Genomic DNA, 13,085 nt, shown 5'->3' with positions numbered 1-13,085 from the left:
AATCTGTTTTCACAAGGAGTGTGTATGCGTCTGTATGGTGATCTGCGTTCCGGCAACTGTTACAAGGTGTGGCTGCTGGCCCGCTGGCTAGAGCTGTCCCTTGAGTGGGTAGAGATGGATATTCAGGCGGGGGATACCCGTACCCCCGCATTTCTGGCCATGAACCCCAACGGCAAGATCCCGGTGCTGGAGATTGGCCAAGGCGATGCACTGGCGGAATCCAACGCCATCCTCTTCTATCTGGCGCAAGGCAGTGCCTTGTGGCCAACCGATCCGCGTCAGCAGGCCGAGGTGCTCAAATGGATGTTCTTCGAGCAGTACAGCCATGAGCCCTACATCGCGGTGGCCCGCTTTATCGTTCACTATCTCGGCCGACCCGAGTCCCAGGAGGCTCGTCTCGACGGGCTGAAAGCCGGTGGCGAGAAGGCGCTGGCGGTAATGGAGCAGCAGCTGAAACAGAGCCCCTACCTGTGCGGTGATGCGCCGACCATCGCCGATATCGCCCTTTATGCCTACACCCACGTGGCAGAGGAGGGGATCTTCTCCCTGCAGGGGTGGCCTGCTATCCGTAGCTGGATCGCCCGTATCGAAGCCCATCCCCGCCATCTGACGCTGCCAGTGGCCTGTCAGGCCAGCTGATGGAATTGCTGATCGACGCCAGTCTGTGGCAACCGCAGTGGGCTGCGCTGTTGCAGCACTGGCAGCAGCAAGGTCATCGCTGGCAGCTGCTACTGGGCAAAGAGGCGGCGGCCGCCCTCGATCAAACCGATGCACCCTGGGCGAGCAGCCCTCCTGACGGTGTGCTCTGCCCGGGGGCCCTACTGGCTGCTTGGCTCGATGGGGATCTGCTGGCGGATTTTCATGTTGATCCCAGCTGCCAGATCCTGATCAGTGCCTCCACCTCGCTGCTGACCCTCGCCAGGGAGCAGGGACTGCTCACCCTTGGCCCTGTGGGGGCTGACTTGCCGCTCACCCCCGAGGCCGATTTGGGCGCCGTGCTCAATCGCCTGCTGGCGCGTCGCGTGACGGTGCCGACTCTGGCTGAGGATCATCCGCTATCAGGCGTCGAGCTGCGACCACTGCAGGCTGACGATGATCGCGAGATCGTGCGCTACTGCAGCGACGAGGCGCTGGCCCGCTACACCCTTAATATTCCTCATCCCTATCCGCCGGAGGGGGCCCACGACTGGCTGGCCCTCAGCTGGCGCAAGGCGGCGCTTGGCCTTGGCTGGAGCTGGGCCATCACCTTGCCAGAGGAGCAAGGTGCGGCGTTGCTTGGGGTGATCTCCCTGCACTGGAATGGCGAGCTCGCCTGGTGGGTGGGCGTGCCCTGGCAAAATCGCGGTCTGGCTACTCGGGCCGCTGGCTTGGTCAAGGGGTTCGCCTTTGACCAACTGCAACTGCCTGCGCTGACGGCTCGCCATATGCCAGACAATTTAGCCTCCGGCCGGGTGATGGCAAAAGTGGGGATGCACTATCGCGGGCGGCGCCATATCAGTGGTCGCCAGCCGTGTGACGTGAGTTACTGGCGACTGGATCGCGCCCCCTCCTTACCCAATCCCTTGGCCGAGGAGATTGCCTGCTGGCTTGCTGATGAGCGGATCGCCGTGGTGATCCTGCGCGATCCTGTAACGTTGGATCGGCAGAGTACCAACGGCAAGCTGGCCATTTCGCTCTTTGTGGATGAGAGGGGCGCGGGGGAGAAGCCCTGTTTTCTGCACTGCCCGCCGCATCTTGAGAGGTTGCTGGCGCTACACTGTTACCCCGTCGATCTGCTGGAGCAGGCCGAACCGGAGCAGTTGTCCCATCTTGGCGGCGTCTTGCTGAAAGAGAGGGATGAACAGGGGCTGGCGTGGTTGCTGCAACTGGCCGCACTGCAGCGTCAAGGGCCCGATCTGCTCAGCCGCGAGGAGCGCGCATCACGGCTCCACTGGTTCAACCAATTGATTGCGCAGGCGCTGGGCGGCAACGGTGACTCGCCGCAGATACGCTATCAGCAGTTACGGCTGCTGGTGGAGCTGCCGGAGCTGGTCGACGAGCTGGATGGCTGTTGGCATCAAACGCCCGAACTGACCTTTGAGCGGTTGGCGCGGGAGGCTCCCGCCCTCTGGCTGGCCTACCGCGAGGCGATGAACAGGGTCACCCCGGCGACGCTAACCGCCTTGCAGCAGCAGTTTGCCGCTCGTTTTCCTGAGTGCACCCTCCCATTTTTGGACAAAGGTACTCAGAATGACCAGCCGTTGTGTGGAATAATGCCCGCTCTGCTGTACGAGGAGTAATACCTGATGTTGAGAACCGAGCGCCCCGGTGACATGCTGCCGGTTTATGAGCTGCTGAGTGCCGCCTTCGGTCGTTCCGATGAGGCCGAACTGGTCAACCGCCTGCGCGAATGTGGTGCTGCCGTAGTGACCATGGTCGAAGAGGAAGAGTACGAGTTCATGGGGCACCTGATGCTAAGCCCGATCACCATTAACGGCATGGAAGGGCCCTGGCTCGGTCTGGCGCCGGTCGCGGTTCATCCCGACTGGCAAGGCCAGGGGATTGGCTCGGATCTTATCCGTGAAGGGCTTGATACGGCGCTCGAGATGGACTGGAAAGGGGTGGTTGTACTCGGGGATCCGGCCTATTACAGCCGTTTCGGTTTCCGCCCGGCCAGCGAGTTTGGCCTGCACTGCATCTATGAGGTGCCTGCCGACTGCTTTATGGCGATGGAGCTACAGGAGCGCGGTTTTGCGGGTGTGCAGGGTGAGGTGCTCTATCACCCCCTGTTTGATGAACTCCCCGACGAGCTGCCGGACGCACTGATAGAAGAGTCCCATTTATAGCGAGACGTCGCAGCGACAAGCCATAGCGAAAAAGCCCTCATTGAGGGCTTTTTCATCTTGTATTGATCCCTGCCGGGCTAATTCGAGCAAATTGGCTCAGGCAATGATGTCGAGCTGGGTGCCCTTGCGATTATCTTCGCCCACCATGTCACCCATCTGCTGGGCGAGCGGGCTCTGCTGGAATTGCATGTAGTCGCTGAGATTCTGCTGGCGCTGGTAGCGAGTCGCAGCCTGATACATATCAGCCGTGCTCGGGCCCGACTTGCTGTCGCTCTCCTGACCGCTGGCCTCCAGGTAGCGCTCCACCACGGCTTTATCTTGCTGGTTAGCCGTATAAGAGACCGCCATGGTTCTGCGAGCCGTTGCTCTCTCTTCGCTCTGTGCCTGCAAGTCATCCTTCTTGGCCAGTGCTTCGTTACGGGCCTGACTGACCTGCTCGGGTGTGACAGCGGGAGAGGAGGGATATTTGCCGTAATCGGGCAGCGGCATGGGCCGGGAGGTGATTTGCATGGTGGCGCTTCTCTTGTGAACAGGGACGGACGCATGATACCCATCCATTTTAGTTCAATAAATCACCACCTGTCGGTTCATCAAGAGTGGGTTCAGCTTCGCGCATCGATTGTTAATTGAACCGCCTCTGAGTGACAAAAAAGGCGCCATAAGGCGCCTTTTTATTCTTCGGTTACTGCCGGATCAGTTAAAGAACCAGTAACCACGGTTGACCAGACGGGTCAGCAGTTGCAGGAAACCAGCCTGATCGGCCAGCTCCACCATATCGGCCTGAGTGATGATGTCCTTGTCACACAAGAGCGAAATGGCTGCCGCGTCTTCGCTCTGCAGGGTCCAGGCTTCGCCATCGATGAAGCACTGCTGGCTCTCGCCGCTAAACCAGACGGTGCGCAGGCCTGGTACCTTGATGGCGGGCTCGCCCTGGGTCAGCAGGTCGGCAACCTCCTCGGCGCTATAGTCCGGCTCGACCGGATTGACGTCCAGATCGTGTTTGGCCTCGGAGATCATGGTGCCGAACCACTCCTTGAACAGGGTCTCGTCATCAAGGGCCTGCTGCATCAGCTCGCGCAGACGGTGCAGCTCGTGGGGCTGGATCTCGCCGTGACGGGCGCGGGGCTTGAGATCGGCATCGCCGTAACGCTCGGTACGCACCTCGTTGTCGATCAGGTGATCGGCAAAGGAGGAGATAAGCGCCTTGGCATCCGGCGCTCGGAAACCCACCGAGAAGTTCATGGAAGGTTCGATGGCGTAGCCTTCGTGGGGGAATCCGGGCGGAATGTAGAGGATGTCGCCCGGCTCCATGATGACGTCGATGATCGCCTCGAACGGCTCGCAGTGCAGCAGTGCGGCGTGGGCGGCAAACTCGTTGAGCGGCTTGGCATCGCCAACCCGCCAGTGGCGTTTGCCCAGACCCTGGGTGATGAACACGTCGTAGTTGTCGATGTGGGGGCCGACACCCGCATGGGGGGTGGAGAAGCTCACCATCACATCGTCAAAGCGCCAGCCCGGAATGAACTGGAACGGCACGGCCAGCTCGTTCACCTCGGGGGCCCAGTGGTTGCAAGCCTGTACCAGAATGGTCCAGTTCTCTTCGCCCAGATGGTCGTAGGATTCGAAGGGGCCGTGGGCAGCATCCCACTTGCCGTCGAAACGGGTGACGAGGCGGGACTCGACCACCTCTTCCATGGCCAGACCCGCCAGCTCATCCGGGCTGATGGGATCCTGAAAGTCCTTGAAGCCACCCTTGATAAGGAGCGGGCGCTTCTGCCAGTAGTGCTCAAGGAAGTGAGCGATATCCAGATTGAGTTCGTACATGCTGTTTCTCGTGTCTCGCAAAGAGGTTTTGCCCAAGGCGGGCTTGGGAAAAGCCACTCGGGATCCTGCCGTGGCAGGGAAAATAACAGGGGCCCTGTGGCGTATCGTGCACAGGGCCCCTTCGTCACAACCGGTTGGCTTACTTCAGCAGATCAACCAGACGCTGGGCGTCACCGATGTAGTTGGCCGGGGTCAGCTTCTTCAGCTCGACCTTGACCGCTTCCGGCAACTCCAGGGTGTCGATAAAGGTACGCATCCCTTCGGCATCGACGCGGCGACCACGGGTCAGCTCCTTGAGCTTCTCGTAGGGCTTCTCGATACCGTAGCGGCGCATCACGGTCTGGATCGGCTCGGCCAGCACTTCCCAGTTCGCATCCAGATCGGCGGCCATGGCGGCATCGTTGGCTTCCAGCTTGGAGATGCCCTTCAGGGTCGCCTGATAGGCAATCAGGGAGTAACCCACTGCCACACCCAGGTTGCGCAGCACGGTAGAGTCGGTCAGATCACGCTGCCAGCGGGAGATAGGCAGCTTGCTCGCCAGATGCTGGAACACGGCGTTGGCCAGACCCAGATTGCCTTCGGAGTTCTCGAAGTCGATGGGGTTGACCTTGTGCGGCATGGTGGAGGAGCCGATTTCCCCCGCGATGGTGCGCTGCTTGAAGTGACCCAGGGAGATGTAACCCCACACATCGCGGTCGAAGTCGATCAGGATGGTGTTGAAGCGGGCCATGGCGTCGAACAGCTCGGCGATATAGTCGTGCGGCTCGATCTGGGTGGTGTAGGGGTTCCAGGTCAGGCCCAAGGAGGTAACAAACTCCTCGGAGAACTGGTGCCAGTCCACATCCGGGTAGGCGCTGAGGTGGGCGTTGTAGTTGCCGACCGCACCGTTGATCTTGCCGAGGATCTCCACCGCCATGATCTGCTTGAACTGGCGCTCAAGACGGTAGGCGACGTTGGCCATCTCCTTGCCCATGGTGCTCGGGGTGGCCGGCTGACCGTGGGTGCGGGAGAGCAGCGGCATGTCACGATACTCGTGAGCCAGACGCTTGAGCTCGCTGATCAGCTTTTCGCAATAAGGCTTGATGACCTCTTCGCGGGCAGTTTTCAGCATCAGACCGTGGGAGTTGTTGTTGATGTCTTCCGAGGTGCAGGCGAAGTGGATGAACTCGCTGACAGCCGCCAGCTCCGGGTTCACTTCGACTTTCTCTTTGAGGAAGTACTCCACCGCTTTCACATCATGGTTGGTGGTGCGCTCGATCTGTTTGATGCGGGCGGCGTCGCTCTCGTTGAAGTTGCTGACGATGCCGTCGAGCAGGGCATTCGCGGCCGCGCTCAGGGCAGGGACTTCCGGGATCCCGGCGTGGCTGGCCAGTTTCTGCAACCAGCGAACCTCGACTTCAACGCGAAAACGCAGCAGGCCGAATTCGGAGAAGATAGGGCGCAGGGCATCGGCCTTGTCGCCATAACGACCGTCAATCGGGGAAACAGCAGTCAGCGCGGACAGCTCCATGGGGTGAACTCCTGATGATTGGTGTGGGGGATCCGTATTCACTTGCGCGCCGGTCGGGGTGTATCAAGGCTGATGTGCGGCTGTTCACCTTGTCCTCCCTCTGCCTGCGCGCAAGCCAATGATTAGTAACGTTTGGCCAGCTCCACCATCTTCTTGCGAGCGAAGATGATCTGGGTGCGGCTGCCACCGAGCTGGCGCCACAGCACCACGGCGCGGATGCCTGCCAGCAGCAGGGCGCGCACCTTGTGCTGCACCAGCGGCTGCTGCAGGAACAGCGGGGTGCCGGCCACCTGAATGCGCGGCCCGATGGGGCTGATAAGGTCGCTGTAGATGCTCGCCATGTTGGCCAGGATCTGCTCGTCGAGCAGATCGAAATGCTGTTGCTGGCGGCCAATCTGGCCGATCCGCTCACCCAGCATATTGAGAATGTCCTTGCGCTTGGCCAGCTTGCGCTCCAGCGCAATCAGGCTTACCACGTAACGGGTCAGCTCGGCATTCTTCTGGCTGCCGTCGGCACCCAGCTGCTCGACCAGCGCGCGGTAGCCGTCGCGAATGGCCAGATGGGTGTTGTTGAACACCTCGAGCGGCTGGCTCGGGTTGGTCACCAGAATGCTGGAGAGGCTCTCGCGCAGGGCGGCCTCGTCACAGCTGCCGTCTCGGGCCACCTTCTGCACCAGATACGCGGCCTGGCAGATGCCGGCAAAGGCCATGGTTCTGTCTTGGAATTTATCGCTCACGTCTGCTGCCTTCTGTTAAGGATTCAAACCGGATGGCTGAAACGTTGTTCGATGATACCGCCGCCCAGACACACTTCCCCGTCGTAGAAGACGGCGGACTGGCCCGGGGTCACTGCAGCCTGCTTCTCGTCGAAGATGACCCGGATGGTCTCGTCGTCGATGGGCTGGATCAGGCAGGGGATATCCTGCTGGCGGTAGCGGGTCTTGACGGTGCAGCGACGCGGCTCGCGGATCGGAGTGCGATCCACCCAGTGCAACTGGCTGGCAATCAGGCCATCGGAGTAGAGGCGGGGATGTTCGCCCTGCGCCACGACCAGCACGTTGCGCTCGACCTCTTTGTCGACCACATACCAGGCCTCTTCGGTGGTATCTTTGCGACCACCGATGCCGAGCCCCTTGCGCTGGCCCAGGGTGTGATACATCAGACCCTGATGCTCGCCGATCACCTTGCCATCCACGGTCTCGATTTTACCGGGCTGGGCGGGCAGGAACTTGGCCAGGAAGTCCTTGAACTTGCGCTCGCCGATAAAGCAGATACCGGTGGAGTCTTTCTTCTTGGCGGTAATGAGATCCAGCTGCTCGGCGATGCGGCGCACCTCCGGCTTCTCCAGATCGCCAACCGGGAACAGGCTCTGACCCACTTGCTTCTCGCTCAGGGTGTAGAGGAAGTAGCTCTGATCCTTGTTGGTATCGAGACCGCGCAGCAGGCGCGGGCGGCCTGTGCTGTCGTCACGGCGCACATAGTGGCCGGTGGCGATGTAGGTGGCACCCAGCTCTTCGGCGGCAAATTCGAGGAACGCCTTGAACTTGATCTCCTTGTTGCACAGGATATCCGGGTTCGGCGTGCGGCCAGCCTTGTACTCTTCGAGGAAGTGCTCGAACACATTGTCCCAGTACTCTGCCGCGAAGTTGATGGTGTGGAGTTTCATCCCCAGCTTGTCGCAGACGGCCTTGGCATCAGCCAAATCCTGGGCGGCAGAGCAGTACTCGTCCGTGTCGTCTTCTTCCCAGTTCTTCATGAACAAGCCTTCGACCTGATAGCCCTGCTGCTGGAGCAGGTAGGCCGAGACGGAAGAATCCACGCCGCCGGACATGCCGACGATCACCTTGATTTGGCTGTTGTCTGTCATTAGTCGAAGTTACCAGTTCGTTTAAACGGGGCGTATTCTACCAGAGTTTTGCGCCCCCGGTCACATATCCATGCCGCAGTTCCCATCAGGAGCCTGATAGCAGGAAATCGTTTTTCTGTTTGTCAGCACCATGATGAAAAAATGGTGCCAAACGGTATCGGATAGCCTGTTCACGATCTATCACGAGAGGCCGTCAGCAAGGTAAAGAGCAGCGCAGGAACCGGAGCGTATATATATACGTGAGGATTCCGAGCAGCACATGAGCCTTGATCACGGCCTCGCAGTAAGAGCGTGGGCTGGTTCTCAAATAAAGGCCTTGAGGGCCGAGAGTGGCAGCCGTGTCCCCGCCAGATAATCCTGAATGCACTGCCATACCAAGGGGCTTCTCAGGGCCGGTTTACATTCCGCTATTTCTTCCAGAGTGAGCCAGTGGCAAGCCAGCACATCGCCGTCAGGATCCTCTGGATGGTGCTGACCCGGCGCTTTTTCAAGGTCGAAGATGATGGCGGTGCGCACATAGGTGGCCTCGCTGTCGGCTGGTTTGAACAGATAGGTACCAAGCCAGGCGGTTGGCGTGGCGGTCAGACCCGTCTCCTCTTTCAGCTCACGGCAAGCCGCTTCAAGCAGGTTTTCCCCCGGCTCCACATGGCCGGCGGGTTGGTTGAAACGGCGCTGGCCTTTTATCTCCTCTTCCACCACCAGAAAGCGCCCCTGCCACTGGACCAGGGCGGCGACCGTCAGGCGCGCCTCCATACGGGCGTGGCTGGTGGTCGATTGCTCTGCCTGATTGCTCATCATGACTCCTTGTCGTTGCTATCGGGATTGCCCGCTCGGGCCGGTCTGCGTGCCGTTCCTCGACCACTGCTGCGGGGTTTGCCGCCGGTCGGGTTTGAAGTTGAACGCTCGGTTGGGTGAGTGCTGCGGGGACGCTCGTCCCGTCTCGGCTGGCTGGCCCGCCGTGGTGCCTCCCCTGCCGGTTTGGCCGGTTTGGCGGTATGAGCGCCTGAACGAGATGAGGAGGGTCGCGGGCGGCCGGTGGAGAGCGGCGCCAGCTCGGGGGCAGGCAGGCTGCGGCTCTCGCCGGGGGCCAGACCATCGAGGGTCCAGTTACCGATGGCGTAGCGAATAAGGCGCAGGGTGGGGTGGCCGATATGGGCGGTCATCCGCCGCACCTGCCGGTTGCGCCCCTCGATAATCTTGATCTCCAGCCAGCTAGTGGGGATCTCCTTGCGCTCGCGAATGGGCGGATTGCGCGGCCACACCGCAGGTTCATCCATGATGCGCGCCCCGGCGGGCAGGGTCATGCCGTCGTTGAGCTCCACGCCGGCGCGCAGGGCGGCCAGTTTCTCTTCGCTCGGGATCCCTTCCACCTGCACCCAGTAGGTCTTGGGGGTCTTCTCCCCCGGCTGGGTGAGGCGCGCCTGCAGCTTGCCATCGTTGGTGAGCAGCAGCCCCTCGCTGTCGCGATCGAGCCGCCCTGCGGCATAGATGCCGGGCTCTTTGATGTAATCCTTGAGGGTCTCGCGGCCCGCCTCGTCGGTGAACTGGCAGAGCACCATATAGGGCTTGTTCAGCAGGAGCAATTTGCGCTCCTCGGGAACCAGCTCCGGTTTGCGGGGGGATGCATGGCGGGGTGCGGCTGGTTTGGCCGCCGTGCGCGGGGCGTTATCGCGCGGCGCGCGGCTGACAGAGAGACGGGAGCGGGGAGATTTCATCGGATACACACTTCAGACAGACGATGGCAGCGAGTGTACCACAGGGTGCTGAGGGCAGGATGAATGGCTGGCGTTACAGCAAGCAGCGCCCAGAGCCAATTCGCCTAGCTCAGCAGGCTCTCGATCACGATAGCCTGACGGGCGGGGGGCGAGCCCGCCAACAGCAGGGCGTGGCTGACCACATCGTCGATCATCGCTTGCGCCAGTCGGGTAAGGGGGCGCAGGGTCTCCCGTCCGCTGCCAACCGGCACCGCCAGCAGAATAATGGTCTGCACCGGCCCGATTTGAGAGCCCCACTCGATGGGCTCCTTGCAGCTAAGCAGGGCCAGCGCTGGCTGGCTGATCCCTTCGCTCAATACATGGGGCATGGCAAGGCCGGGGCGGATGATGGTGGCCGAGACCTGCTCGCGCCGCTCCACCGCGGCGGTCAGTGTGGCGCGGTCGGTGATCAGCTCGGCGGGCAGCAGATCGATCAGATGCTCGAGGGCCTCGGCTTTGGTCAGCGGTTCGGGGCTGTGGGCCAGCTGGCGCAGGGCAAAATGGTAGTCGGGCAGGGCGTTGGCCAGTCGCAACTCCGCCAGCGCGGCGGTGCGCGAGCGCACCAGCGGTTGACCCAGCTCCCCGCACCAGCAGGTGAAGGCCATGTGGGCGAGCTCGGCATCGCACCCTTCAATCTGCAACTGGCAGAGATCGCCGGGCTGGGTGGCGAGGGTCAACAGGGAGAGCTGGTTGCTGGCGGCAACGGTCTGACGCCGGGTGAGGTTGGTGCAGCGGATGGTGGATTTGAACATCCCCGCCAGCCGGTTCAACTGCTTGGCCTGGGTGATGCTCAACCCCTGCTGGCAGTAGAAGGTGATTTCGCGGGTCAGCATCAGGCCGGGATCGGCAGGGCCTTGAGTACGGCGTTGGCATCCAGCAACACAGTTTCCAGTCTCACCTGATGGATGGTGCAGCCGAGGAAGCGCTCTTTCTGCTCGATCTCGATATCGGAGGCAATCAGCACCAGGTCGGCGCTGGCAATATCGCGGGCGGTCAGCATGTTTTCCATGCCCATGGCGCCCTGAGTCTCGACCTTGATCTTGAGTCCCAGCCCAGTGGCGGCTTTTTGCAGGGCATCGGCAGCCATATAGGTATGGGCAATACCGGTCGGGCAAGCGGTGACGGCGACGATCTTCATCTGCTCTCTGTGATGCTGACAAGGGGGAGCAACAAGATAGCGCCAGCGGGGGGCTTTTACCAAAAGTCCATATGAAAAGTGGGATCTTGATGGGGATATGCCCGTCCCTTGAACGGCAGTGCAGGCTGATATGGGCCAGCCGGGAGTGGGGTTGCCCCAAACAACAAGGGCCACCCCTGTGGGTGGCCCTGAACAATCTGCGTCTGTTGTTATGGCTATCAGGCGGTCTGGGCGGCCAGCTCGGCGGCTTTCAGTTCGCGCTTGATGCGGCGGATCTTGCGCTCCTCGGCGACCGCGACACAACCCATCAGTACCAGACAGGCGGCGGCTGCGATATCCAGCGCCGCGAAGGTGCCGGTCCAGCCGGTCAGACCGAAGATGGGGGTGCCATCGGCGATCATGCCCAGACCCAGTTTGGCGAAGCTGTCACCGATGAGGTAGGCAAAGGTGCCCTTGACGCCATCGGCCACGCTGATGCCCTGCTTGGGGACGAAGCCCACGGCGGCGACGCCGATCAGCAGTTGCGGACCAAACACCAAGAAGCCCAGGGTGAACAGGGAGCCCAGGAACATAAACTGGGTAGTCGCATGCTGGTAGAGACCCAAGGTGGCGATGATCAGCGCCAGCGCCACGCAGGCAACCAGACCACGACGGCCATTGGCCAGATCGGAGAGGTAGCCCCACATCAGGGTGCCGACCAGAGCGCCCACTTCGAAGAAGGTAAAGCCCTGAATAGCCACGTCTTTGGAGAAGCCCAGCTCCTGGTGGGCATAGACGGTGGACCACTGGTCGATACCGATACGCACCACGTAGAGGAAGATGTTGGCAAAGCAGAGCAGCCAGATCACCTTGTTGAGCAGCACATACTTCACGAAGATCTGCCACTTGGTCAGCTTCTGCTCCTCGGTGGCGATATCCTCTTCGCTCGCCACTTCGTCAAACAGCTCTTCCACCTTGCCAAGGCCATAGGCTTCCGGCGAATCGCTACCAAAGCGCAGGCCGATAAAACCGACGATCAGCGCGATGATGGAGGGGAAGATAAACATGCCGAGCACGTTGCCATCGAACAGGTAGTTGGCACCGAACAGCGCCACACCGGCCGCACCGGCACCGCCCACGTTGTGGGAGAGGTTCCACATACCCAGATAGGTGCCGCGCTTGTTGCGAGGGGTCCACTTGGTGATGGTGGAGTAGCTGCACGAACCGCCACAGCTCTGGAAGAAACCGCTCAGGGCGTAGAAGAAGATCATGAAGTAGAGGCTGAAACCGGTGCCGCCCATGCTGGCACTGAAGCCCAGCATGCAGAGCGCGGAGAGGATCAGCATCAGCGGCAGGAACTGCTTGGTGTTCTTGCCATCGGCGTAGTAGGAGACGATGGTCTTGCCCACCCCGTAGGTGATGGAGAAGCCAAGGCCGATCATGCCAAGCTCGGTCATGGAGAGACCGTACTCCTGGATCATGTCATTTTGCGCAATGTTGAAGTTCTTGCGGATCAGATACATGGTCAAATAGCCAATAAATACAACCAGATAAGATTGCATAAACGGCTTGAACCAGAGCTTGCGCCGGGCTTCGACCGGCAGGTCCAGGGTGGGGACCCGGACCTGTTGGAGCAATTTCAACATCTTCGTTCATCCTCTGCGAGATAGACGGTATTTCCGCCGCGCCCCTCATTTGTAGATAGGTTGTTCGAGGTCACGCCACGGAAGGGGGAACGGAACGTCGGGGCTGTCAGCCGTTGCTGCGCTCGACGCTCCATCCATATAAACCCGGGCCCGGCACGGGATGACGGGGCAGATTGCCCGTCGTGGTGCGGGTCACGACATCAGGTGGGGTGACTCTAATAAGAGGGGCAAAAAATGGCTTGAGAGCCATCCCTAGTGGGGCTAGGAAATTTTCCTAGTTTTTGCGCTTTCGCGGACAAAGCGTGAGAAACATCACACCGCTGACGCCGGATTGCTGCCATTTCAGCCAGTTTGGCGCTCTGTGTGAGTGCTGGGCTGAGGAGGGGAGAGGCCAGAAGGGAGCCAGGGAAAGGCAAGGGGAGAGACGAGGAAGAGTGCTTATCGACCACTATTTCTCGGGGGGCGATATTGGGAAATACGGCCCACCAGCCATCCCCAAAAACAAGAGGCCACCCCATGGGGTGGCCTCTTTTTATGCTCTA

13 protein-coding genes are annotated in these 13,085 nt (G+C 60.9%); 3 read left to right on the top strand and 10 right to left on the bottom strand.

The genetic code is table 11. From position 1 onward, the window contains the following. The first annotated feature begins 24 nt into the window (after positions 1–24). From ACW5W8_RS07545 to ACW5W8_RS07535, 3 genes are read left to right on the top strand one after another with little or no spacing between them, the layout of a single operon-like run. Positions 25–639 carry a glutathione S-transferase family protein gene (locus ACW5W8_RS07545; RefSeq protein ID WP_498627161.1) on the top strand — a complete coding sequence of 205 codons (615 nt, stop codon included), beginning with the start codon at positions 25–27 and terminating at the stop codon, positions 637–639. Further along, positions 639–2,279, top strand: a complete 1,641-nt coding sequence (locus ACW5W8_RS07540) for a GNAT family N-acetyltransferase (protein WP_498627160.1) — start codon at positions 639–641, stop codon at positions 2,277–2,279. The genes ACW5W8_RS07545 and ACW5W8_RS07540 overlap by 1 nt, the downstream gene beginning before the upstream one ends. A 6-nt stretch (positions 2,280–2,285) precedes the next feature. Then, positions 2,286–2,825, top strand: coding sequence for a GNAT family N-acetyltransferase (locus ACW5W8_RS07535; protein ID WP_106842715.1), 540 nt, complete (start codon positions 2,286–2,288; stop codon positions 2,823–2,825). 96 nt (positions 2,826–2,921) lie between these two features. On the opposite strand, the gene ACW5W8_RS07530 is transcribed toward ACW5W8_RS07535, so the two are convergent. The 10 genes from ACW5W8_RS07530 to uhpT all read right to left on the bottom strand — a co-directional run bounded on the left by ACW5W8_RS07530 (position 2,922) and on the right by uhpT (position 12,543). Continuing rightward, positions 2,922–3,335: a hypothetical protein gene (locus tag ACW5W8_RS07530; RefSeq protein ID WP_201902708.1), complete on the bottom strand. Its 414-nt coding sequence runs from the start codon at positions 3,333–3,335 to the stop codon at positions 2,922–2,924. A gap of 183 nt (positions 3,336–3,518) precedes the next feature. Further along, a complete protein-coding gene (locus ACW5W8_RS07525) occupies positions 3,519–4,649 on the bottom strand; it encodes a ribosomal protein uL16 3-hydroxylase (protein ID WP_005353621.1) in 1,131 nt (376 codons plus the stop codon). A 139-nt stretch (positions 4,650–4,788) separates the two neighbouring features. Then, positions 4,789–6,159 (bottom strand): adenylosuccinate lyase, encoded by a 1,371-nt coding sequence (gene purB / locus ACW5W8_RS07520; protein ID WP_005334624.1) that lies wholly within the window; start codon positions 6,157–6,159, stop codon positions 4,789–4,791. Positions 6,160–6,281: 122 nt separating this feature from the next. Next, positions 6,282–6,896: a high frequency lysogenization protein HflD gene (gene hflD / locus ACW5W8_RS07515; protein WP_139734960.1), complete on the bottom strand. Its 615-nt coding sequence runs from the start codon at positions 6,894–6,896 to the stop codon at positions 6,282–6,284. Positions 6,897–6,919: 23 nt separating this feature from the next. After that, positions 6,920–8,026: a tRNA 2-thiouridine(34) synthase MnmA gene (gene mnmA, locus ACW5W8_RS07510; RefSeq protein WP_498627159.1), complete on the bottom strand. Its 1,107-nt coding sequence runs from the start codon at positions 8,024–8,026 to the stop codon at positions 6,920–6,922. A gap of 303 nt (positions 8,027–8,329) precedes the next feature. Next, positions 8,330–8,821 carry an NUDIX hydrolase gene (locus ACW5W8_RS07505; protein ID WP_042082454.1) on the bottom strand — a complete coding sequence of 164 codons (492 nt, stop codon included), beginning with the start codon at positions 8,819–8,821 and terminating at the stop codon, positions 8,330–8,332. Beyond that, positions 8,821–9,741 (bottom strand): pseudouridine synthase, encoded by a 921-nt coding sequence (locus ACW5W8_RS07500; RefSeq protein ID WP_498627157.1) that lies wholly within the window; start codon positions 9,739–9,741, stop codon positions 8,821–8,823. Before ACW5W8_RS07500 ends, ACW5W8_RS07505 begins: the two co-directional genes overlap by 1 nt. Before the next feature lie 104 nt (positions 9,742–9,845). After that, positions 9,846–10,613, bottom strand: a complete 768-nt coding sequence (locus ACW5W8_RS07495; protein WP_498627156.1) for a PTS sugar transporter subunit IIA — start codon at positions 10,611–10,613, stop codon at positions 9,846–9,848. Beyond that, positions 10,613–10,918: a PTS fructose transporter subunit IIB gene (locus ACW5W8_RS07490; RefSeq protein WP_005334611.1), complete on the bottom strand. Its 306-nt coding sequence runs from the start codon at positions 10,916–10,918 to the stop codon at positions 10,613–10,615. The genes ACW5W8_RS07495 and ACW5W8_RS07490 overlap by 1 nt, the downstream gene beginning before the upstream one ends. 218 nt (positions 10,919–11,136) lie before the next feature. Continuing rightward, entirely contained in the window at positions 11,137–12,543 is a 1,407-nt protein-coding gene (gene uhpT, locus ACW5W8_RS07485; protein ID WP_005334609.1) for a hexose-6-phosphate:phosphate antiporter UhpT, read from the bottom strand. Positions 12,544–13,085 lie beyond the last annotated feature (542 nt).

It is taken from the genome of Aeromonas aquatilis, from assembly GCF_054052405.1.
This window is presented reverse-complemented; position numbering and strand designations above follow the sequence as displayed.